Origin of the sequence: Paenibacillus sp. PastF-3 (assembly GCF_029893135.1) — a bacterium.
In the GTDB taxonomy this organism is placed as follows: domain Bacteria; phylum Bacillota; class Bacilli; order Paenibacillales; family Paenibacillaceae; genus Paenibacillus_AQ; species Paenibacillus_AQ nitricinens.
The window spans coordinates 45,399-68,126 of sequence record NZ_JARXWM010000023.1 but is presented as its reverse complement, the minus strand read 5'-3'; the positions used below and the strand labels follow the sequence as shown (position 1 = coordinate 68,126).

The following is a 22,728-nucleotide window of genomic DNA, read 5'->3' as shown; positions in this document are numbered from 1 at the left end:
TTACAAAGCACTGCTCCTAAAGACATGCTTCAATAATAAAGCAGCAGCCTCCAAGTGGTTTGGAGGCTGCTGCTTTATTTTGTTAACTATTCCAATAATTCGATAATGCTCTGAGCACATTGCAATGGGTGGTAACGGGCGATTTCCTCGAGATGAAGTTTTCGCTTATTCTGCACATCCTCGTAGTTGTTTAAGAGACGCTCCATCCACATTACGACTACGTCTAAAGACTCAATCGGCTCTCCGAAACCTGCTGCGGTAAAATAACGGCAATTTTCCTCCTCCTGCCCGGGCAGAGGGTTATAGAAAAGCATCGGTATTCCTTTAGCGAGCCCTTCACTGCAGGTCATCCCACCCGGTTTTGTGACGAGCAGATCGGACACCTCCATCAGCTTGTCAATCTCACGCGTAAAACCGATCAAGGAAATATTAGGATGATTATAACGTGAGTCCTCTTTCATTTCCTGAAGAAGCTCTTCATTCTTGCCGAGACAGAAAACAATCTGAATCTTCTCACGCCATTCCGCCAGACAGGCATTTACAACCTGATCGTTCATGATCCCCCAGCCGCCGCCCATGACTAGTACTGTTGGCATATCCTTGAGATTGAATTGCTGTCGAATCTCCTGCTTTCCAGGGTGCTGCCAAAAGTTAGGATGTACGGGTATCCCTGTAACCTGAATTTTCGCAGCAGGAATGTTTCGCATACGCAATTTGGATTTAACCTCTGGTGTTGATACCAGATATCGGTCTACCTCTGGACTGATCCAGCTGGCATGTGCGTCATAATCCGTTATAACAGTTACGAGTGGCACCTTTAGGGTGGGATCCACTCTCTTAAGACGAGATACTACAGCACCCGGAATGAAGTGTGTGCAGACAATAACGTCAGGTTTCAACTGCATGACAACATTTTTGGTATGCGTATAAAATATACGATGCAGGGCAAGCGTGGTAAGACGATTAAATGATTTTTGGTGACGATAGACATACCCCATCAGCTTTGGCTGAGTCGTTACCGTCTTACGGTAAGCGGACAGAATAATGGGGGCCATTTTGGGATTTAGGAAGTTCCCAAGTTCTAGCACCTTCGTTTGTAAATTAGGTGACAGTTGGCGCAAACTGCTCGACAGCGCATAAGCTGCTTGAGTATGTCCTGCTCCAAAGCCTTCTGAAAGTATTAAAATTCTTTTTTTTTGCAATTTTGATTCACCTATTCTCAAAGGTTTTCCCGGTTTAACCATATATTCTTCAGATCCATAAGGCTATGGTGCCCGCTGCAACACTGGTTCCGATCACTAAGCCTGCAAAGACATCGGATGGATAATGTAATCCCAGATAAATGCGTGAAAACCCGACAATACAGGCCAGTGGCAGCAGAATAACGGTCAAGGCAGGAAATGCTACCATATATGGGACCGTTGAAGCAAAGATAGCTGTAGTATGACCAGAAGGAAAAGAATGATCCTTTAATGGATTACGAAATGTGTTCGTATCCGGTAACGCCAGATAAGGCCGCATGCGTGGATACAGTTTCTTGGCGACAGCAACGGGCAAATGGCTAACAGCTAGAGCCGTCATTGCTTGCAGGCTAGCGGTTCTCCATGGCTGAGGAGCAAGTACCCATATCAATATGTTGATAACAATTGTGCTTGTAGCTCCACCCAAATGAGTGAGATAGAAGAGCCAAAAGTTCAGAAAACGATTATGCATTCGTCCGTTGATCCACTTAAAAAGGTGCCGCTCCCAGAGATGTAGCTTCATGAATAAATGTCTCATATCTTGTCCCTCCGCCAGTCGGCTACCGATAACAGGTGCTTATGAGCAGTCCGTTCTTTTGCATTAGATCTGTCTTAATCATACTTTTTAAAGGTAGTCCATTTCAAGGAAAAGCTCAGTTTTGCTAGAAATTTGCTAGTTTTGACTTAGAGCCGCTAACGCCGTACAATGATTCAAGCGGACTAAACATGTTTAAAAGGGTAAGAGATAAATAAGGATCCGAAATAATGGAATCCATACAATTCTTTTAAACAACACATATAAAAATTGTGAAGTCTGCCTAGAATAAGAATACTCTTGGTCTATTGTTAAGGGATGCAACAAAAGGGTCAGAAGGAACGTCAAGCAAACTAGAGAGAAAAAAAAGAACACCGAGAGTGAAAAAAGGGGGCATCAAAAGGTCATGACAGACGCACTGTTTGTTACGCTCCAAGTGATTTTGGCAGCAATCGCAGTATATCAGTTTACCTTTTCGTTATTTGGTCTGCACAAGAAAAAGACAAAGACAAAGTATAAGCCAGAAAAAACATTTGCAGTACTTGTTGCTGCACATAACGAGGAAGAAGTCGTCGGCGCGTTAATGGAGAACCTGAAGCAGCTTAACTATCCTTCAGAACTGTTTGACGTATTTGTAATTTGTGACAATTGTACAGATGGTACAGCTCGTATTGTTCGAGAGCACGGAATGAATGCTTGTGTCCGTACGAACCCGAATCTACGTGGTAAAGGTTATGCCATTGAATGGATGCTCAAGGAGCTTTGGAGCATGCCGCGTCAATATGACGCAGTTGTAATGTTTGATGCCGATAACCTGGCACATACTGAATTCCTAATGGAGATGAATAATGATCTTTGTTCAGGAGCGCGTGTTATTCAAGGTTATATTGATACCAAGAATCCAGAAGATTCCTGGATTACTGCAGCGTATGGTGTCTCGTATTGGTATATTAACCGTTTGTGGCAACTTTCACGCCATAATTTGAATATGGCGAACTTCCTTGGCGGAACAGGAATGTGTTTCGAGACCAATCTCCTTAAAGAGATGGGCTGGGGAGCTACAAGCCTGGTTGAGGATCTGGAGTTTACGATGCGCAGTGCATCACACGGTGTATATCCTAAGTTCAACTATGACGCAAAGGTATTTGATGAGAAGCCTCTAACTTTCAAGGCCTCTTCAAGACAGCGTCTGCGCTGGATGCAAGGACACTTCACTGTAGCTCGTCGTTATTTTTTCCCATTACTTTGGCAAAGTATTAAAGAACGTAGCTTAACGAAGTTTGACCTTGCTCTTTACGGAGCAAATGTGTACATTGTTTTGCTCACTTTCTTGATGACGGCGGTAATGTGGGTAGATATGGCTCTCTTTAACGGCCCGAATATCGCTAATATTTACGGAAGCTTGCCAGTTTGGCTCGGTTTCCTTGCGATCGGTTTGAATCTGGTGACCTTTGGGATCGCGATGGCTTTGGAGAAGGTTAAATTTAAGAAGGTGTACGCTTATCTGGTGTTCTTCCCAATTTACCTCATCTCTTGGTATCCTATTACGTTCTATGCGTTCTTCACGCAGAACAACAAGCAGTGGAGCCATACCAAGCATACGCGTGTCGTAAGACTTGAAGAAGTGCAAAGCAAGCAGGTTTAAGACATTTCAGAATGTTGAATAAAAGAATTGACACTCCGTTTGGAGTGGTGTATAGTATTCAAGTACGCAAATCATAGGGATTGCAAGAAGAAGCACCTGCTTCTCACCTGACTGGCATATTCGCCGGCTGGTTTTGATCTCAATGCTTTATGAATGTTAATGTTCATGAACGTTGATCAAACACGGGGTGTCGGGTGTTACCGGCACCCCTTTTTTATGGAGTATGGCAGTAAAGTTGTTAAAAAGATCCGGAGGTGGAGAGTTATCAGTAAGGAACATATGATCAATGATGAAATTCGGGCCAAAGAGGTACGGTTGGTTGGTGCGGAAGGCGAACAAATCGGAATTAAACCGATCCGCGAAGCGTTGCAAATGGCGATCGATCTTAATCTAGATTTAGTCAATGTAGCACCGCAGGCTAAGCCGCCGGTATGCCGCATCATGGATTACGGCAAGTTCCGTTATGAAACGCAGAAGAAAGAGAAGGAAGCGCGTAAAAACCAGAAGATCGTTGATATCAAGGAAGTCTGGTTCCGTGCTAACATTGAGGAACATGATTATCAAACCAAGTTCCGCAATGTGATCAAGTTCTTGGGTGAAGGCGATAAAGTGAAGTGCTCCGTACGTTTCCGCGGACGTGAGATTACTCATGCGAATATCGGCCAGAAAATCCTCGAGCGTGTTAAAAACGAAGTGGCTGATATTTCTGTTGTTGAGCGCCAGCCTAAGCTGGAAGGCCGCAGCATGATTATGATTTTGGCTCCTAAAGCCCAATAAATATGGAGTCACTTGCTTATCTGCAATTTGGCGCCGCATAATATTCAAGGAGGAAACACCATGCCTAAGATGAAAACACATAGCAGCCTGAAAGGCCGCTTTAAAATTACCGGAACTGGTAAAGTAACACGTTACAAAGCTCACAAAAACCACTTGCTGTCCCACAAATCTAAACGCGCTAAGCGCGTTCTGAACGGTAATCCAGTAATGGCCCCTGGGGATGTAAGACGTTTGAAACAAGGATTGGCTAACTTGAAATAGTTTATCACACATTTTTGGGAGGTTTATTAATATGGCAAGAGTTAAGGGCGGATTTGTAGTTCGTCGTAGACATAAAAAAGTGTTGAAATTGGCAAAAGGTTATTTCGGTTCTAAACACCGCATTTTTAAAACAGCTAAAGAACAAGTAATGAAATCGATGGTTTACGCTTACCGTGACCGTCGTCAAACTAAACGTAACTTCCGCAGACTGTGGATCGTTCGTATTAATGCAGCAGCTCGTTTGAACGGTCTTTCTTACAGCAAACTTGTATACGGCCTGAAATTGGCTGGTGTAGAAGTTAACCGTAAGATGCTGGCTGATCTGGCTGTAAATGATCTTAACGCATTCAACTCCTTGGCTGGTATTGCTAAAGAGAAAATCAACGCGTAAGTGTTGTGACATAATAGAAAAGCACCGCCTGCGGGTTGCCCATGCAGCGGTGCTTTTTTGTGTGGTATGAAGTGTGCAGCATGGCGAGAGAATTCTCTGCCGCAATAAAAATGAGAATAAAACTCTGCTTTAGGCAGAGTTATTCCCAGTATTTTATTGTATTGAGCTCAGCAGCAAGTTTTTTACTGATGGTTCTTCTCACTTTGCGCAACTCAGAACGTTCATTTGCTGATTCGTTGATCAGTTTTTCTTCGTCGGTCTCTGGGATAATGGCAGGAACCGGAGTTGGAGTGCCATCCTCCTCGACTGCAACAAAGGTGAGAAATGAAGTGGCGGCGACGGCGCGCTCACCAGTGTATAAATTTTCTGAAATGATCTTTACAAATACCTCTATGCTTGTACGCCCAGTCCAAGAAACAAAGGATTCGAAGCATACGGAGTCTGTAGGTCGAATGGGTCTTAAGAAGTCAACAGAGTCTGTAGAGGCTGTGACGACATTGGCACGGCAATGGCGCATAGCTGAGATGGAGGCTACTTCGTCAATGCCGCTCATGAGCTTGCCGCCAAATAATGTCTTGTGATTATTAACATCATTAGGGAAAACACGTCCGGTTTTGAAAACGCGGGATTCACGGCAATATTTAAAAGCCGGCATCGTTTGTGGATTTTTTTCATCGGTCATATCTGATAACTTCCTTTCAATGCAAATACTAAGCAATCATAATAATAGAAAACACATAAGTGTGCAATAATATTTGTATTGTGTTGGAATACTATACAAAGATAAATAAGGTTTTCTAACATCATTCAAACATGATGATAACACGTCGTGTCATGGAAAGCGGTTACTTACGAAAAAGTACAAATAATTATTGACCTGAGGTCATTTATGGACTGGATTTTAGATTTTATTGCAGTTATAATTTGATCTATGGAATGTCCAAGTAGAACACAGATGACATCCAATATTTTAAGGGGGATCACATTCAATGAAAAAAGTCTTCAAACTATCTCTTGTAATGATGCTGGCATTAACAGTTGTTTTGGCTGGTTGTGGAAACAACAACGCTAAGAATGCTGCAAATGGCGAGACGAATGCAGGAACAAATGGCGGAACAAATGCCGCAAAATCTGATTTCAAATTTGGTATGGTTACTGACATCGGTGGCGTAAACGATAAATCGTTTAACCAATCCGCATGGGAAGCACTACAAGCTCTTGAAAAAGAAACAGGTTCTTCCGTTAAATATTTGCAAAGTAAATCCAATGCTGACTATGAGCCAAACCTTAACCAATTCGTTAAGGATGGCTATAACTTGACTTGGGGTATTGGTTTTGATCTTGGCGACGCAATTAAGAAAGTTGCTGGTGAGAACGCCAACGCTAACTTGGCAATTATCGATAGCGTAGTAGAGGCTCCTAACGTAGCATCCGTTACTTTCTCTGAGAATGAAGGTTCCTTCTTGGTTGGTGTGGTTGCTGGTTTGACTACAAAAACTAACAAAGTAGCTTTTATTGGCGGTATGGAAAGCCCGGTAATCAAACGTTTTGAAGTAGGATTCAAAGCTGGTGTTGCGGCAGTTAAACCTGATGCAAAAGTTACTATTACTTATGCAGGTGCATACGACAAACCGGATACTGGTAAATCCCTTGCAGCTACATTGTATAACGATGGTAATGACATCATCTTCCCTGCTGCTGGTGCAACAGGAAATGGCGTCTTCAACGAAGCTAAATCCCGTAACAAAGCTGGCGGTGCTAAAGTATGGGTTATCGGTGTAGACAAAGACCAATCCATTGAATTTGGTACAGACGTAACTTTGACTTCCATGATCAAACGTGTTGACGAAGCTGTTAAGAAGGTTTCCAAAGAAGTAATCGATGGTACTTTCAAAGGTGGTACTACAACTGTTCTTGGTTTGAAAGACAATGGTGTAGGTATCTCTGATACATCTAAAGTTAACGTTTCTGAAGAGATTTTGGCTAAAGTTGAAGATTTCAAAAAACAAATCATTGATGGAACAATTACAGTTCCTACCGAGTAAGATCTCCCTTTTATTTATCGGATCACAATAAGAAATAAGCAACAAGGAATAAGGCCGGTTATGCGCTGGCCTTATTCCTTGTTAAAGCACTGGTTATGATAAGTTAGACACAGTTATACCGTCTTGAAAAGGGCGGTACATCCGTGTCTACATGGTAGTTATATATTCTGTGATGAGGGTGATTCCATGAGTGCTGCGGCTCCTGTCGTAGAGTTGAAGCAAATCACAAAACGATTTCCCGGTATTGTTGCTAACGATTCCATTAGTTTGACGTTAAAGAAGGGTGAGATTCTTGCACTGCTTGGTGAGAATGGTGCAGGTAAATCAACCCTAATGAATATCGTTTTTGGATTGTATCAACCGGATGAAGGAAGTATTGAAATCGACGGGAAACCGGTTGTAATTGATAATCCCAATAAAGCGATCGAGCTTGGTATTGGTATGGTGCATCAGCATTTCAAGCTCGTGGAGCCTTTTACGGTTACCGAGAATATTGTTCTTGGGATGGAGCCGAAGAAAGGTCTTAAAATTGACTATAAATCCGCTGCGGAACAGGTTCGGAAGCTATCGGAGCAATATGGCCTGCAAGTGAATCCAAATGCCGTTATTCATGACATTTCTGTTGGTATGCAACAAAGGGTAGAAATTATGAAGACCCTGTACCGCGGAGCGGATATTCTCATATTTGATGAGCCGACTGCAGTACTTACGCCTCAAGAAATTACGGAATTGATGGCGATTATGAAGCGGCTTGTTGCAGAGGGAAAATCGATTATCCTGATTACGCATAAGCTTAAAGAAATTATGCAAATATCTGATCGGGTCACCATTATTAGACGAGGAAAAGTAATCGATACCGTAAATACCGCAGATACTAATCCGAATGAACTGGCTGAGAAGATGGTTGGACGCGGCGTAACCTTCAAGGTAGCTAAGAAGGCCCCTGAGGTTGGTGAAACTGTACTCGAGCTGAAGGATGTGAACAGTAAGAGTAAAGATGGTGTCTCGGTGCTCGACGGTCTTAGCTTTGATGTGAAAGCCGGAGAAATTCTCGGAATAGCCGGTGTAGATGGCAATGGACAGAGTGAACTGATTCAGGCCATTACGGGTCTGCGTAAAATTGATTCTGGTTCTATTCAGGTGTCCGGGAACGAGATTGCTAATTTATCCCCGCGCAAGATTACGGAGATGAATGTGTCTCATATTCCAGAAGACCGTCATAAGCATGGTTTGGTGCTTGACTTCTCAGTAAGTGAGAATATGGTTCTGGAAACTTACTATAAGAGTCCATATAACAAAAACGGCTTTATGCAAAATGATGTCATTGATAAGTATGCTGAAGGTCTTGTGGAGCAGTTTGATGTGCGTACACCTTCAATTCAGACCAAAGCACGTTCTTTATCCGGCGGAAATCAACAGAAAGCGATTATTGCTCGGGAAATAGATAAAGATCCGACATTACTTATTGCAGCGCAACCAACACGCGGTCTAGATGTTGGGGCTATCGAGTTTGTTCAAAAGCAGCTCATTGCACAGCGTGACCAAGGAAAAGCTGTATTGCTCATTTCGTTTGAATTGGACGAGATTATGAATGTATCAGACAGAATTGCTGTTATCTATGAAGGCAAAATTGTCGGTGAAGTGTTCCCGCAGGATACGAATGACCAGGAACTGGGTCTTATGATGGCAGGCAGCTTGAAGCGGGGAGGTAAGGCAGTTGAATAAGTTCAAAAAAATCTTCACAACTGACAGCTATATCGTTCCTCTTGTCGCCATCGTACTTGGTTTTCTTGTGGGAGCAATAGTTATGCTTATGGGTGGTTATGATCCGATAACTGCTTACTCCGCACTGTTCTCACGTGTATTTGGTAACTTGTACAACTTTGGTGAAGCCGTGCGCGAAATGACGCCATTAATGCTCACTGGTTTAGCCGTAGCCTTTGCATTTCGTTCAGGGATGTTTAATATCGGGGCAGATGGACAAGTGATGATTGGTATGACGGCTGCGACCGTGGTGGGTATTAAATTTGCAGCCTTGCCAGGATTCATCTTAGTTCCGCTTGCTGTTATTATAGCTGGGTTATGTGGAGGTCTGTGGGCTGGTATCGCCGGCTATTTGAAGGCTAAACGTGGGATTAATGAAGTTATTACCACAATCATGTTAAACTGGGTTGCTCTATACTTGTCGAATTATATTGTAAGAGCATTTCTATTACTTCCGGGACAGAATCGTTCCGAGGATATTCCAGCTTCTCTTTCCATGACATTCTTGAATTCGTTATTTGACAATGCACGTCTGCACTGGGGAACAGCTATCGCCCTTGCTGCAGCAGTATTCTTCTATGTCTACTTATGGAAGACTAAGCAAGGATATGAAATGCGTGCTGTTGGTTACAATCCTCATGCTGCCGAGTACGCAGGTATGAATGTTGGCCGTAACGTTGTAAAGGCAATGTTCATAAGCGGAGTGTTTGCAGGGTTGGCTGGAGCAGGAGAGGTACTGGGTGTATTCCATTATCAATCTGTGTTCGCGGCATCACCAGGATATGGATTTGATGGTATCGCAGTAGCTCTTCTTGGTTTAACACATCCACTTGGTGTTGTTCTAGCTGCGATTCTCTATGGTACGTTGACTTATGGTTCTGCGGGAATGAGTTTTGCTGCAGATGTTCCTCCGGAACTTATTCGTATCGTTATAGGTTCAATCATATTCTTTATTGCGGCACAAGGGATTGTACGCTGGGTGCTTAAGCCCTTTTACTTCAAGCGCAAGAAAGAGAAGGTGTTATAGATGGATCTGCAGACGTTAGGTCAACTGCTTAATACAACGCTTGTTTTTTCCACAGCGCTTATTTTTGCCTCACTTGGCGGCATCTTCTCTGAACGCTCTGGTGTCGTAAATATTGGACTTGAAGGTTTGATGATGTTTGGTGCGTTTGCAGCAGCAGTAGGTGGTTATTATGCTCAAGATGCAGGAATGGGTGAATGGGCTCCTTGGATTGGCGTACTATGTGCTATGGCCGTCGGAGTACTTGGTTCACTGATTCATGCGGTTGCATCTATTACCTTTAAATCAGATCAGACGATCAGTGGTACGGTTATTAACTTTTTAGCCGCAGGTAGTACACTTTACATGGTAAAGCTGCTATTTGATGGATCTGCTGAAACTCCGCTAATCGATGGATTTAACAAAGTTGCAATTCCTGGACTCTCCAAGATTCCAGTGATCGGTGAAGGGATATTCAATTCCTATCCGACCACTTATCTAGCCATCGTGCTGGTTATCGTTATTTATTTCGTTTTGTTTAAAACGCCATTTGGACTGCGTTTACGTGCAGTAGGTGAGCATCCTAGTGCTGCAGACACCTTAGGTGTCAAGGTTAACCGGATGAGATATATCGGTGTAATGCTTAGTGGATTGATGGCTGGTATCGGTGGCGCTACAATCACTCTAACTACAACCGGAACTTTTGGCCATAATACGATTTCTGGTCAAGGTTTTATCGCGATTGCAGCGATGATCTTTGGTAAATGGAATCCGCTCGGTGCCTTTGGTGCTGCGGTATTCTTCGGATTCTCCCAAGCGATTCGTAACTATGTTCAATTGTTTGAGTGGTCAAAAGATATCCCACAAGAGTTCATCTTTATGATCCCTTATGTATTGACAGTCATTGTGCTTGTAGCTGCTGTAGGTCGTTCCGCTGCTCCTAAGGCATTAGGTCAGCCTTACGATCCTGGTAAACGCTAGATCTTTTCGATTTTTTACTTATATCATTACGAAGCCGCATTTCCGGACTTTTTCCGGAAATGCGGCTTTTTTGGTTAGGGTCGATATGGATAAACATAAGAGGAGAGGGCAAGTGTACAGGCGAAGGTTCTTTTGTGCGAATAAACTGTATTGAAGATGGTGGAAATCAGAGGTTTGCAAAACTTTTTGGAGGGGATATTATGACTAAACCAGTTACGAAAAAGCAGGTTATGAGGCTCATTGGCAAACAGATCATCGCTATGAAAAAAGATGGCACACAGGTTACAGGAAAACTGCTTCGTGTATCAGGAAATCGTCTTATTTTGCAACGTGTAAGTGGTAAAAAAGTACAAACCAAAGCAATCATTCCATTAGTGTTGTTTGATTTGCTCGCCGTTGGTACTGCCCCTTATGCTTATGGTGGAGGTTATGGCGGTGGCTATGGCGGAGCTACACCTTATGGTGGCGGTTACGGATATGGAACTCCTTATGGAGGTTATGGGTACGGAGGCACACCATATCCACCTTTTGGATTCTTTTAAGTTCCGATAAGTGCTGCTTTGGCTAGGAGAATCGTTTCTCAAGCTCGTAACAAAAACTTAGCGATTGATAACGGGCTACGCTGTAGCCCAATTTTCGATAAAAGGCTAGCGCTGCTGCATTCCCTAGGTCGACGGATACCTTAGAACGATGACAACCGCGAGAAAGTGCAAATCTTTCTGCTCGATCCATGAGCATATTTCCCAAGTGTTTTCGCCGAGCATCTGGTGCAATGGCTAGCATATCGATGTAGAGTAAATCCCCATGCAACAAAAAATGGACAAACCCGTTTGGATCGCTTTCATAGTCGGGACAGGTGACAAGGGTGATTCCGTGTCCCAGACGACGGGGCAAATCCTTTTTGATTTTAGTGATTTCAGTTTGCGGCAGATGAGATAATGGAACGAGCTGTCGCTCGATTAAATCAAAAATAACAACGTCATCCTGCTTCGGTCGACGATAACGAATCATAGAGCGTCCCCTTTCCACGCATTGTCGTACATCATATGTTGGGAGAAGGGCAGGCGTTCCGAGAGGGTAGAAGCAGGAGTTGTGACAATTTTAAAAATATGGGTATTGACTATCCGTGTTAGGAATCATATAATGTGTCTAAACATTTTAACGAACATACATGTATCGGCAATGATGAGGACGAAGTTTTAAGGGCTCTTTTGCTCAGAGAGTGTGAGGATTTGCTGCAACCTCCACCGGAATCCCTTATATACGAGCTCACCTCGGAGCTGTTTCCCTGAAAGGTCCACTGGCTAGAGTGGTGGAATTATTAGGGGGAATCGTTTAGTCCGCGTTACGGACTTCAGGTTACAGAGATTAGGGCCCTTGCCTACATCGATGGATTTTTGTATACCTGATAAGGTGTTGCATCGCGAGATGTAATGCAAACATGGGTGGTACCACGGAAGATCAACCTTTCGTCCCTCACGCGCTAATACTGTGCGTGGGAGGCGGAAGGTTTTTTTGTTTTATAAATAACTATTTGCTGATGTATAGAGGACGGTCCGTCATTTGCATAATGAATGTTAAATATCGGAGGAGGAATACTGATGAGCGCGCAAATACCGGAATTACGGTCTACAGAGCAGCTAAAAGAAAAATGGATGGAGCCGGAAGTTATTACCGGTTCGGAAATACTACTCCGCAGCCTTGTATTGGAGGGTGTAGACACAGTATTCGGATATCCAGGTGGAGCTGTTTTGTACATCTATGATGCATTGTACGGTTTTACGGATTTCAATCACGTGTTAACACGTCATGAGCAAGGTGCGATTCATGCAGCTGACGGTTACGCTAGAGCAAGTGGCAAACCAGGGGTATGTATCGCAACCTCGGGTCCTGGCGCAACAAACCTTGTAACAGGTATTGCTACAGCATATATGGACTCTACTCCATTGGTCGTAATCACAGGTAATGTTTTCTCAAGCCTGATCGGTACAGATGCTTTCCAGGAAGCAGACATTACCGGAATCACGATGCCCATCACTAAGCACAGCTACTTTGTAAGAGATGTTGAGGATCTCCCTCGCGTCATACATGAAGCTTTCCATGTGGCGAATACCGGTCGTAAAGGTCCAGTATTGATTGATATACCGAAAGATGTGTCGGCTGCAAAGACATTGTTCACACCAGTGAAGACCGTAAATCTTCGTGGCTACAACCCTTGTACAGTTCCAAACAAACTGCAGCTTGATAAACTGGTTCGTGCGATTGAGGTTGCTGAACGTCCGATTATCATTGCTGGTGGTGGAGTTATCTACTCCGGAGCACATGAGGCTATGTTCGAATTCGTGAAACGGACAGAGATTCCAATAACTACAACCTTGCTGGGACTCGGAGCCTTCCCAAGTGCTGAAGAGCTTTGGATGGGAATGCCAGGGATGCATGGCACATATACCGCAAATAATGCAATTCAGCAATGCGATTTGCTCATTAATATTGGTGCTCGCTTTGATGACCGTGTTACGGGTAGGCTGGACGGCTTCGCGCCAAAAGCCAAGATCGTGCATATCGATATCGACCCTGCAGAAATCGGAAAGAATGTATCACCTGATATTCCGATTGTAGGAGATGTGAAAACTGTACTGGAAATGCTGATTCCTGAGGTTGGGCGTGCATTTAAGGCTGATGCTTGGAGAACGCATATCGCGCAGTCAAAGCTTGATCAGCCACTTCGGTATAAAGATTCGGAGACCGAGCTTAAACCACAATGGGTGATTGAAATGATTAATGACACCACTAATGGGGAAGCGATTGTTACTACGGACGTTGGCCAGCATCAAATGTGGGCAGCACAATATTACAAGTTCAATCATCCGCGCTCATGGATTACTTCAGGTGGTCTTGGAACGATGGGCTTCGGATTCCCATCAGCTATCGGTGCGCAAATGGCACATCCTGAACGGTTGGTAGTATCGATTAACGGGGATGGCGGTATGCAAATGTGTTCCCAAGAGCTGGCGATTTGTGCGATTAACAATATACCTGTCAAAATCGTTGTTATTAATAACCAAGTGCTTGGAATGGTTCGCCAATGGCAGAATCTTATCTATGACAAACGTTATAGCTATACAGACCTTGCAGGTAGTCCGGATTTCGTTAAGCTTGCTGAGGCCTATGGTGTGAAAGGTCTACGTGCGACGAATAAGGAAGAAGCACGTGATGCATGGCAGAAAGCTCTGGAAACACCGGGTCCAGTATTGGTAGAATTCGTTGTTCCAAAAGACGAGAATGTCTACCCGATGGTAACTCAAGGTTCAACCATCGATCATATGCTGATGGGGGATGAATAACAGTGACAAGACATACGATTTCTGTACTCGTAAATGACCAGCCAGGTGTGCTTCAGCGGGTGTCAGGCTTGTTCGGTCGCCGCGGATTTAATATTGAGAGTATTACAGTAGGTCAGTCCGAAGAGGTTGGATTATCCCGGATGGTTATCGTTACTCTTGGCGACCAGCATACCCTTGAACAAATTGAGAAGCAGCTCTATAAGCTAATTGATGTTATCAAAGTCGTTGATCTTGGAGCTAAGCCAATGGTTGCACGCGAGCTCGCTCTCATTAAAGTGAATGCTGATCCAAGTGAGCGTCCGGAAATTTTGGGTGTAGTTGAGACTTTCCGTGCTTCAGTGGTTGATATCGGCAGCACCACTATACTGGTGCAAGTAGTTGGGGAGACACAGAAAATTGATGCAATGATCGAGCTTTTGAAACCTTATGGAATTAGAGAGCTTTCTCGCACAGGTGTTACGGCTATGGTACGTGGTAACTCTTAAGTATTATATTTTACGACTTTAATGGATTACTGCTTGATTGCATTAATCTGATATGATATGAATGAACTTCCCGCTAAAGAGCGGGAGCTTGAAGAGGAGCTTGATAAGGTATGAATCCAGTTCTCTTGAAGCACCCGCTCTTTATGATGGGTCTCAAATTAAAGGAGGATATTGACAATGGCAGTTACAACGTACTATGAACAGGATGCAGAACTTAGTGTATTAAAAGGAAAGACAATTGCGGTAATCGGGTACGGTAGCCAAGGACATGCCCAAGCACAGAATCTTCGTGACAGTGGTCTTCAAGTTGTCATCGGTCTTCGTGAAGGTAAATCTTTCGAAACTGCAAAAAATGACGGTTTTGAAGTATTGCCAGTAGCTGAAGCAGTATCCCGTGCAGATGTTGTGCAAATCTTAATGCCAGACGAAACTCAAGCATCCGTATATAAAAATGAAGTGGAACCAAACCTTAAAAAAGGCGCAGCTTTGATGTTCTCCCACGGCTTTAACGTACACTTTGGACAAATCGTTGCTCCTAAAGATGCGGACGTGCTGCTCGTAGCACCAAAATCTCCAGGTCACATGGTTCGTCGTACTTATGTTGAAGGCTTTGGCGTTCCTGGCTTGATTGCTATCGAACAAGATGCAACTGGAAAAGCTAAAGAAATCGGCCTTGCTTATGCAAAAGGTATCGGCTGTACACGTGCAGGGGTTATCGAAACTTCTTTCCGTGAAGAAACCGAAACTGACTTGTTCGGTGAGCAAGCTGTACTTTGCGGTGGCGTATCTGCACTGATCAAAGCTGGATTCGAAACATTGACTGAAGCAGGTTATGCTCCTGAAATGGCTTACTTCGAATGTCTGCATGAACTGAAGCTGATCGTTGACATGGTATATGAAGGCGGATTGTCCAGCATGCGTGATTCCATCAGTAACACTGCTGAATACGGTGACTATGTAACTGGTCCTCGCATTGTAACTGAAGATACTAAAAAAGCAATGAAAGCTGTACTGACGGATATCCAAGAAGGTAAATTCGCTCGCGACTTCATCCTTGAGAACCAATCCGGACGTGCTTTCCTTACAGCTACTCGTCGCAACGAAGCTGCTCACCCAGTTGAAGTTGTAGGTAGCCAATTGCGTGAAATGATGCACTGGATTAAGAAGTAATCATATATACTTATGATTAAATAGTGTGACCTTCAAATGCGGCCGTGACTATGCGAGCCGCATTTGAGGGTTTTAGCACAATCTATGGGAGGTGCTTTGCATGCGGAAAATTTATGTGTTCGATACGACGCTGCGAGACGGAGAGCAGTCGCCGGGTGTGAACCTTAACACGCGTGAAAAAGTAGAGATCGCCTACCAGCTGGAAAAGCTGGGGATTGACCGCATGGAAGCGGGCTTTCCTGCTGCTTCACCAGGTGACCTGGCTTCGGTAAATGCAGTTGCAAGAGCAGTAAAGAACGTCACCGTAATCGGTCTTTCTCGTTCTAGAGAGACAGATATTGATGCAGTAAAAGAAGCATTGCAGGGGGCACAGGACCCTTGCATTCATATTTTTCTAGCCACATCTCCTATTCACCGCCAGCATAAGCTAAGGATGGATAAAGCTCAGGTGCTGGAAACTGCACAATCTGCTATCCGATATGCCAAGAAATATTTCCCTAAACTTGAGTTTTCGTTAGAAGACGCAGGTCGTACAGAGTATGATTTCATGGCTGAAATGGTCGGAATGGCTATCCGAGAAGGCGCTAATGTTGTTAATATCCCGGATACTGTAGGTTATCTGAATCCTTCTGAATATGGAGCTATTTTTAAATACTTAAAAGAAAATGTGCCTGATATTGAACGTGTACAGCTTAGTGCTCATTGTCATAACGACCTTGGCATGGCTACGGCCAATACGCTAGCCGCGATTCAGAATGGTGCAGATCAGATTGAAGGAACGATTAACGGTATTGGTGAACGTGCTGGAAACACAGCGATTGAAGAAGTTGCATTGGCGCTGGAGACACGTGCTGAATTTTTTGGCGCAAAAACTTCTTTAACGTTATCCGAGATTTCTCGTACAAGTCGCTTGGTCAGCAAGTTGACAGGTATGGTAGTCCCAGGGAATAAGGCGATTGTAGGAGCTAATGCATTTGCTCATGAATCGGGTATTCACCAGGACGGAATGCTGAAAGAGAAAACCACTTATGAGATCATGACACCGGAGACCATAGGACTTAAAGAGAGCAAGCTGGTACTTGGTAAGCACTCTGGACGCCATGCTTTCCGCGATAAGTTAAGTGATCTAGGATATGATTTATCCGAAGCTGAGCTTAATACAGCCTTTTCAAGGTTTAAGGACTTGGCCGATAAGAAAAAAGAAGTGTCTGATGAAGATATTTTGGCATTGATTGAAGAGAAACTAATCGATACGCCAGAAATCTTTAAGCTGCAGACGATCTTTGTTACTTACGGCAATAAAGCTGTTCCAGCCGCCAAGGTGATTATCGATGGTCCGGAAGCGGAGCCTATTGTAGCAGAGGCAGAAGGTAATGGTTCGGTAGATGCCATCTACAATGCTATTGATAAAGCCACGGGTGAGGAAGTTACCCTTGGGGATTATTCCATTAAATCCGTCTCCCGTGGTAAAGATGCACAGGGTGAGGTTCATGTAGTACTGTCGCAGGGTGAAGTCGCTGCACAGGGCCGTGGCCTTAGCACCGATATTCTAGAGGCGAGTGCCCGCGCTTATATCGATGCACTTAACAAGCTTCTGGAGAAGCGTAAAACTTACACCAAACGTGATCACGCTAGTCTATAAAATGTACAATGTATTTTTTATTTTTTCTAAGTAGTATTACTCTACTATTAACATCTAGATGAGTAAGCATTAGATACGACAGGGATATGCGAGTTTACATCGCATATCCCTGTTTTTTTATTTGGAAGAAAAAGTATGGAAAAGACTTCTACTGGACTCTGTTCAGATTATGTATAGATACACTATTTACAATAGATGAATGTAAGTATGGCGATTAGTAGAAGGAGAAAAGATCAAGGAGGTCATTATAGAGGATAAGAGTACTGGATCCAAAGGATAGAGCTTGTGAAAAGTATAATAAAAGGGTGAAAAAGGAGGAAATCACGAAATGTTATCAAAAAAGAAAATAAGCGCATGGCTCATAGTATTATTACTTGTGACGCAATGGGCGTATAGCTTTGGCTTCGGGTTTAATACGCAGGCATATGCGAGTGGGAATGGTACTGTGATTGGAGATAATCTCATTACTAGTGTTACGCTTGCAGTATACACCGATGATAAATACACAAATACGGTTACGGAAAGCGTATATCAGCTTGATTCCTATTCGGAATTAAACTATACATGGGCAATTTCAGATGGGCATGGGTATAAGGAGGGTTCTACCTTTACGTTTGACCTTCCAACACAGTTTGAACTTTATAATGATTTGAATGGTAATCTTATTTTTGACGATGAGCCTGTAGGGACTTATACAGTCGACAAAAATACCAATAAAGTTGTATTCACATTTAACAAATATATTGAATCCCACGATCAAGTGGGGGGCACCTTTACAGTTAGGTCGCTACTGAGCTCCAAAAAGATTACAGGCTCTGCGAAGCAGACAATAATATTCCCAATTCAGGGAGGAACTCAAACCATTGAGCTTAATTTTAAGCCAAAGGTTAGCTCAACGATAGAAAAAAACGGTTCACCGAAGCCACAGTATTATAACCCAACAAGCATCGCTTGGACGGTTGATGTGAACAAGGTTCTGGATAGTGTTTACAATGCAGAGGTTACAGACAAGCTTCCTTTGGGATTGTCTTTAAATACCGTATCTATTGTGGTCTATGAGCTTGATGTGAAAATAGATGGACAAGTGAGTCAAGGAAATGTAGTAGATAGCAGTAAGTATGATGTGACAGATTCAACTGGGGCAGAATTAAAGTTGAAATTTAAAGACAACCCAATCACAAAGGCATACCGCATTGGCTTCTCAACGGATATTACCGGTACGGGTGTGGATAGCACTGCATTTACGAACGAAGCTGTCTTAAAGGGTGATGGAGGAATATCCAAGAAGGCTAGTACTACAGTTACAGTTGGGCGCGGCAAGCCGCTGTCGAAAGAGTCCACTGGATATGATGCGGCAACTCAGACGCTTTCCTGGGCTGTTAATTTCAATTACAATGAGAAAACAATTTTAGCGGCGAATGCTATTTTAAAGGATACGTTTAACAACTCCCAAGATCTAATCCCTACCTCTGTTAAAGTCTATCCAGTAACGATTGACAGCAATGGTAAAGGGATCAAGAGCGCGGAAATTGCTTCAAGCGAATATACGGTAACGCCAACAACTGCAACGGGGTTAAATGGCTTTGATCTGAAATTCAACAATGATATAAGTTCTGCCTATCGAATTGAATATCAGACAAAAGCAAATGGTCGTATATATGATGATGCCCAAATTACGAACAAGATTACTTATGATGGAAAATCGGAAACTGTAAAACGTGATATTAAACAGCAAATTCTTCATAAGAATTATGGCAATGTTAATTATGCGACAAAGACCATTGATTGGACTATTCAAATTAATGATGACAGCAAGACTATGGAAAATTTAGTGGTGACCGATACTTTTGGCAATGGGGGACTAACGCTTATCCCGGGCACATTAAAGGTTAAACCGACCAAAGGTGGAACTGCTACCGTTCATACTGTTGTTTACAATGATCATAATCCGGCTGTAGTGAACGATGGGTTTGTGATTACTTTTAATGGTTCAATTAATGAGCCTTACACTATTACCTATACAACAAGCTTTAACTATGATTGGCTGGCTTCGGGCAAAACACAATTTTCAAATAAAGGCGCACTCGATTGGAAAGAAACGGTGAACGGGGTACAGGAGTCAAAGCATAAAGAAGCGACCGTAACCTTTAATCCAAGAGATGAAGTTAAAAACAATGGGAAAAAGAGTGGGTCCTACAATGCTGTAACCAAAGAGATCACTTGGAATATTGGTGCCAACTATAATCAGAAAACGTTAAGCCAAGCTCAACTGGTAGATACTATTTCGGCTGGTCAAGTCGTCAACGAGGATTCTGTAAAAGTTTATAAATGGGAATATGGGAAGGATGGTGATCCCTCTCCTCAAGCTAATGTGAATTCCGCTGATTATAATGTGAAGTTGAATGGTAATGAGCTGAAGGTGACATTTAATAAAACCATTAATTATGCGTTCTACGTCACTTTCAAAACTACATTCGCTGATCAAGCGATTGATTCAAATGAAATTAAAAATACAGCTATATTATATGACAGCACGAAAGTAGAATCTGCAAAACTGGAAGCCACTGTTAGCATTCCACAAGGTGGGGAATATGTTAATAAAGGCGGCGATCAGGACGGTAATAAAATACATTGGACCGTTAACATCAACCGTAACCAATCTTTTGTAAAAGAAGCGGTAATTACAGATATTCCGAGCGATAATCAGATCCTACTGTCTAATACTTTTCATGTCTATAAAACGACTGTTAAAGCTGATGGGACTATAACAGCAACCAATCAAGAGTTGATCAAAGATAAGGATTATAAGCTGGAGATTACTGCGGATATCAATGGAAAGGAAAGCTTTGAGCTTAGCTTCCTAAAGGATATTTCGGAGGCTTATATTCTGAAATATGACTCCCTGATTACAGCACAGAACAATGATAAAGTAACCAATAAGGTTAGTTTTGATGGTAAGAACATTAAGGTAATAACAAATGAAAGTACCAAGGAAATTACAGTTAAGCTTTCCAGCGGTTCTGGTACAGGAAGTGGTGTAAGAGGACCGCTGACGATTACGAAAGTAGACTTTAATAATTCTGCAAAGCTACTAAGTGGTGCTACGTTTGATCTATATCGCGTTGTTGACAACGATAAGGTCTGGATAAAGGACGGTACTACGGATATAAATGGGATAATCGAATTTACCAAGCTAACCGGTGGGAAATATGTAGTGATTGAGAAAACAGCACCTGTGGGTTATGTTCTTGATCAAACACCACATGAAGTGACTATTGCCTTGACGACCGGGATAAGTCTTGAGGTAAAGAATAAAGTTCCAACACCAACAGCAACACCCGCTCCGACAGTAACACCGGCGCCGACGGTTGCACCGACGTCAACGCCGACACCAACACTAACGCCGACACCGACACCGACACCGACACCGACGCCGACGCCGACGTCGACACCGACACCAACACCGACGCCGACGCCGACACCAACACCGACGACAACACCAACACCGACGCCGACGACAACACCGACGTCGACGCCGACGACAACACCGACGTCGACACCAACAGCGACGCCGACAACAACGCCGACGTCGACACCAACACCGACGACAACACCGACACCAACAACAACGCCGACGGAAACGCCTGTGTCGACAGTAACACCGACTTCGACACCAGACAATCCAACGTTTCCTGTATCGACTTCGACGCCAGTGCCTGGAGTCATCGTTACGGCTACTCCATCCGCAACACCTGTGGTGGCAACGCCAACTGCAACACCAACTGTAACACCAACGGCAACTCCATCTATCACGTCGGTGCCAACTAATACACCTGTTGTTCCACAGCCAACACCACCTGTACAGAAGGAGACTACTACTGAAGAAGTTCCTCTTGAAGGTGAAATTCCACTAGGTGGATTACCAAGTATCGGTGATAAGCCTGATCATGGTAAGGTGACCATTACTAAAGATGGCAAGTGGGTATATACACCAGACCCAGGCTTCATTGGGAAAGACAAGTTCACGATCATTGTGACAGATGAGAATGGAAATGAAGAAGAAATCGAGATTGAGATTGATGTTGAGGAAGTACCGAAAGGTACAGTGAAAGAACCAGGGGATAACAGCAATAAACCAACTCAGCTTCCGAAGACGGGAGAAGACAGCGCGCTACCTATTTACTTAGTAGGTGGAGGTCTAGTCCTTGTGGGATTTGTGTTAGCTCGAAGATTTAAACGAAGTAATTAATATATCGTAATGACAAGGGGGCTGGCCCAAAAGTAGATTTTCTACGAGCGGCGACAGGCGGAACTCAACTCCCATAAGATAAAAGTTAACGAAGTAAGGCTCCTCCTGTTATTGGGGGAGCCTTGTTTTTTATTTTGGTCTATGGCTGCGCGCTTCATAACCTTCTTCGAAGTGAACCTTGACGAAAAGGCGATTTTCGCTCATTATTCGTAATGTAGCGCCAGCGACACTATTAAGCATATATTTTTTCAAAAATAGGTAAGCGTTATCATAAAATGCGCTGGGAGATGATACCATGGAATTTATGTATTTAGGAACTGGAGCAAGCGAGGGTTATCCAGCTTTATTTTGTCAATGTGAACGTTGTTCTATGGCGATGGAGCTTGGTGGGAAAAATATTCGTGCTCGCACAGGAGCGCTTATTAACTCTGATTTGCTGCTGGATTTCTCACCTGACATGTATATGAATAAGCTTCGTTACAAATTGGATTTGGGGCAAGTTAATCATTTGATTGTTACGCATTCGCATACTGATCATTTTGCAGCAGCAGAGCTCATGATGAGGCATGAGCATTGGTATTGTCAGCTGCAGGAGAGTGGAAAAAAACTACATATTTACGGAAATGAAACGGTAGAAGAAACGATGAAGTCAGCTCTTCGCTATGATTATGGAACCGATACGATTGAAGATCCTTTTTACGAGTTTCATATCATACAGCCTTTCATGCCCTTCACTCTAGGAGAAGTGACAGTAACCGCATTGCCAGCTCATCACAAGCCGGATGAACATTGCTTTATCTATCTACTAGAGCAGAATAACACAAGATTCTTATACGGCAATGATAGCGGTGTATTCAGTGATGTAACCTTCAATTATCTCCGTGATAAGCACCTGGACGTTGTTAGTCTGGATTGTAATTATGGGCTAGAGGATAGATATGATTATCATATGGGGATCTCCGGTTGTCGGATTGTAAGAGAAAGATTGTTTGACCAAAATAGTTGTGATACTAGTACCTCATTTATTCTCACTCATTTCTCTCACTACAGCGCAGAGTTGCATGATACTTTAGTTAAGAATACAGCAGAGGAGAATTTCATCATTTCCTATGATGGGATGAAAGTCTTCTTAGCATGACATGATGATGGACTATCTCTAATTAAAAAAATAGTCATTACCCGTAAAATCCTCCCT

General features: G+C 43.3%; 19 protein-coding genes. 15 read left to right on the top strand and 4 right to left on the bottom strand.

The window, feature by feature from the left end; translation table 11 throughout:
* Window positions 1-86: 86 nt before the first annotated feature.
* Entirely contained in the window at window positions 87-1,202 is a 1,116-nt protein-coding gene (locus M2444_RS29695) for an MGDG synthase family glycosyltransferase (RefSeq protein ID WP_280788788.1), read from the bottom strand.
* A gap of 49 nt (window positions 1,203-1,251) precedes the next feature.
* Window positions 1,252-1,779, bottom strand: a complete 528-nt coding sequence (locus M2444_RS29690; RefSeq protein WP_094869935.1) for a phosphatase PAP2 family protein — start codon at window positions 1,777-1,779, stop codon at window positions 1,252-1,254.
* A gap of 403 nt (window positions 1,780-2,182) precedes the next feature.
* Between M2444_RS29690 and M2444_RS29685 the strand changes: the two genes are divergently transcribed.
* From M2444_RS29685 to rplT, 4 genes are all read left to right on the top strand, one after another.
* Window positions 2,183-3,421 (top strand): glycosyltransferase family 2 protein, encoded by a 1,239-nt coding sequence (locus M2444_RS29685; RefSeq protein ID WP_094869936.1) that lies wholly within the window; start codon window positions 2,183-2,185, stop codon window positions 3,419-3,421.
* A gap of 279 nt (window positions 3,422-3,700) precedes the next feature.
* Window positions 3,701-4,198, top strand: coding sequence for a translation initiation factor IF-3 (gene infC / locus M2444_RS29680; protein ID WP_042125071.1), 498 nt, complete (start codon window positions 3,701-3,703; stop codon window positions 4,196-4,198).
* 60 nt (window positions 4,199-4,258) lie between these two features.
* Window positions 4,259-4,459, top strand: a complete 201-nt coding sequence (rpmI, locus tag M2444_RS29675; RefSeq protein ID WP_036679507.1) for a 50S ribosomal protein L35 — start codon at window positions 4,259-4,261, stop codon at window positions 4,457-4,459.
* 31 nt (window positions 4,460-4,490) lie between these two features.
* Window positions 4,491-4,850, top strand: a complete 360-nt coding sequence (rplT, locus tag M2444_RS29670; protein WP_042125073.1) for a 50S ribosomal protein L20 — start codon at window positions 4,491-4,493, stop codon at window positions 4,848-4,850.
* 139 nt (window positions 4,851-4,989) lie between these two features.
* Here the strand turns inward: rplT and M2444_RS29665 are convergent, their stop codons facing one another.
* On the bottom strand, window positions 4,990-5,532 hold the full coding sequence (locus tag M2444_RS29665) for an acyl-CoA thioesterase (RefSeq protein ID WP_256989794.1): 543 nt from the start codon (window positions 5,530-5,532) through the stop codon (window positions 4,990-4,992).
* A gap of 307 nt (window positions 5,533-5,839) precedes the next feature.
* Here M2444_RS29665 and M2444_RS29660 point away from each other — a divergent pair, with 307 nt between their 5' ends.
* The 5 genes from M2444_RS29660 to M2444_RS29640 all read left to right on the top strand — a co-directional run bounded on the left by M2444_RS29660 (window position 5,840) and on the right by M2444_RS29640 (window position 11,185).
* Window positions 5,840-6,895, top strand: a complete 1,056-nt coding sequence (locus M2444_RS29660; protein ID WP_094869938.1) for a BMP family lipoprotein — start codon at window positions 5,840-5,842, stop codon at window positions 6,893-6,895.
* Between the two features lie 186 nt (window positions 6,896-7,081).
* Window positions 7,082-8,620, top strand: coding sequence for an ABC transporter ATP-binding protein (locus M2444_RS29655; protein ID WP_094869939.1), 1,539 nt, complete (start codon window positions 7,082-7,084; stop codon window positions 8,618-8,620).
* On the top strand, window positions 8,613-9,686 hold the full coding sequence (locus M2444_RS29650) for an ABC transporter permease (protein ID WP_042125082.1): 1,074 nt from the start codon (window positions 8,613-8,615) through the stop codon (window positions 9,684-9,686). Before M2444_RS29655 ends, M2444_RS29650 begins: the two co-directional genes overlap by 8 nt.
* Entirely contained in the window at window positions 9,687-10,643 is a 957-nt protein-coding gene (locus tag M2444_RS29645; RefSeq protein ID WP_094876782.1) for an ABC transporter permease, read from the top strand.
* 200 nt (window positions 10,644-10,843) lie between these two features.
* Window positions 10,844-11,185 carry a hypothetical protein gene (locus M2444_RS29640; RefSeq protein ID WP_094876783.1) on the top strand — a complete coding sequence of 114 codons (342 nt, stop codon included), beginning with the start codon at window positions 10,844-10,846 and terminating at the stop codon, window positions 11,183-11,185.
* A 22-nt stretch (window positions 11,186-11,207) separates the two neighbouring features.
* Here the strand turns inward: M2444_RS29640 and M2444_RS29635 are convergent, their stop codons facing one another.
* Window positions 11,208-11,654, bottom strand: a complete 447-nt coding sequence (locus tag M2444_RS29635) for a GNAT family N-acetyltransferase (RefSeq protein ID WP_042125089.1) — start codon at window positions 11,652-11,654, stop codon at window positions 11,208-11,210.
* Between the two features lie 590 nt (window positions 11,655-12,244).
* On the opposite strand from M2444_RS29635, the gene ilvB reads away from it, so the two are divergent.
* The 6 genes from ilvB (at window position 12,245) to M2444_RS29605 (ending at window position 22,671) form a co-directional block, all read left to right on the top strand.
* Window positions 12,245-13,987, top strand: coding sequence for a biosynthetic-type acetolactate synthase large subunit (gene ilvB, locus M2444_RS29630; RefSeq protein WP_280788787.1), 1,743 nt, complete (start codon window positions 12,245-12,247; stop codon window positions 13,985-13,987).
* Complete coding sequence (ilvN, locus tag M2444_RS29625; RefSeq protein WP_170880323.1) at window positions 13,984-14,472, top strand: acetolactate synthase small subunit; 489 nt, start codon at window positions 13,984-13,986, stop codon at window positions 14,470-14,472. The genes ilvB and ilvN overlap by 4 nt, the downstream gene beginning before the upstream one ends.
* Window positions 14,473-14,649: 177 nt before the next feature.
* Window positions 14,650-15,642, top strand: a complete 993-nt coding sequence (gene ilvC / locus M2444_RS29620) for a ketol-acid reductoisomerase (protein ID WP_036679485.1) — start codon at window positions 14,650-14,652, stop codon at window positions 15,640-15,642.
* Window positions 15,643-15,742: 100 nt separating this feature from the next.
* The gene (locus tag M2444_RS29615) at window positions 15,743-17,284 is read left to right on the top strand and encodes a 2-isopropylmalate synthase (protein ID WP_280788786.1); all 1,542 of its coding nucleotides are present in this window, start codon (window positions 15,743-15,745) and stop codon (window positions 17,282-17,284) included.
* Between the two features lie 328 nt (window positions 17,285-17,612).
* Window positions 17,613-21,533: a collagen binding domain-containing protein gene (locus M2444_RS29610; RefSeq protein WP_280788785.1), complete on the top strand. Its 3,921-nt coding sequence runs from the start codon at window positions 17,613-17,615 to the stop codon at window positions 21,531-21,533.
* Window positions 21,534-21,828: 295 nt separating this feature from the next.
* Complete coding sequence (locus tag M2444_RS29605) at window positions 21,829-22,671, top strand: MBL fold metallo-hydrolase (RefSeq protein ID WP_280788784.1); 843 nt, start codon at window positions 21,829-21,831, stop codon at window positions 22,669-22,671.
* Window positions 22,672-22,728 lie beyond the last annotated feature (57 nt).

Coding starts and splice junctions, on each gene's coding strand:
- M2444_RS29635 (WP_042125089.1), bottom strand. CDS start 11,654: ATGATTCGTTATCGTCGACCGAAGCAGGATGACGTTGTTATTTTTGAT.
- M2444_RS29645 (WP_094876782.1), top strand. CDS start 9,687: ATGGATCTGCAGACGTTAGGTCAACTGCTTAATACAACGCTTGTTTTT.
- ilvC (WP_036679485.1), top strand. CDS start 14,650: ATGGCAGTTACAACGTACTATGAACAGGATGCAGAACTTAGTGTATTA.
- ilvB (WP_280788787.1), top strand. CDS start 12,245: ATGAGCGCGCAAATACCGGAATTACGGTCTACAGAGCAGCTAAAAGAA.
- infC (WP_042125071.1), top strand. CDS start 3,701: ATGATCAATGATGAAATTCGGGCCAAAGAGGTACGGTTGGTTGGTGCG.
- M2444_RS29665 (WP_256989794.1), bottom strand. CDS start 5,532: ATGACCGATGAAAAAAATCCACAAACGATGCCGGCTTTTAAATATTGC.
- M2444_RS29610 (WP_280788785.1), top strand. CDS start 17,613: ATGTTATCAAAAAAGAAAATAAGCGCATGGCTCATAGTATTATTACTT.
- M2444_RS29660 (WP_094869938.1), top strand. CDS start 5,840: ATGAAAAAAGTCTTCAAACTATCTCTTGTAATGATGCTGGCATTAACA.
- M2444_RS29690 (WP_094869935.1), bottom strand. CDS start 1,779: ATGAGACATTTATTCATGAAGCTACATCTCTGGGAGCGGCACCTTTTT.
- M2444_RS29605 (WP_280788784.1), top strand. CDS start 21,829: ATGGAATTTATGTATTTAGGAACTGGAGCAAGCGAGGGTTATCCAGCT.
- M2444_RS29655 (WP_094869939.1), top strand. CDS start 7,082: ATGAGTGCTGCGGCTCCTGTCGTAGAGTTGAAGCAAATCACAAAACGA.
- M2444_RS29615 (WP_280788786.1), top strand. CDS start 15,743: ATGCGGAAAATTTATGTGTTCGATACGACGCTGCGAGACGGAGAGCAG.
- M2444_RS29640 (WP_094876783.1), top strand. CDS start 10,844: ATGACTAAACCAGTTACGAAAAAGCAGGTTATGAGGCTCATTGGCAAA.
- M2444_RS29685 (WP_094869936.1), top strand. CDS start 2,183: ATGACAGACGCACTGTTTGTTACGCTCCAAGTGATTTTGGCAGCAATC.
- rpmI (WP_036679507.1), top strand. CDS start 4,259: ATGCCTAAGATGAAAACACATAGCAGCCTGAAAGGCCGCTTTAAAATT.
- rplT (WP_042125073.1), top strand. CDS start 4,491: ATGGCAAGAGTTAAGGGCGGATTTGTAGTTCGTCGTAGACATAAAAAA.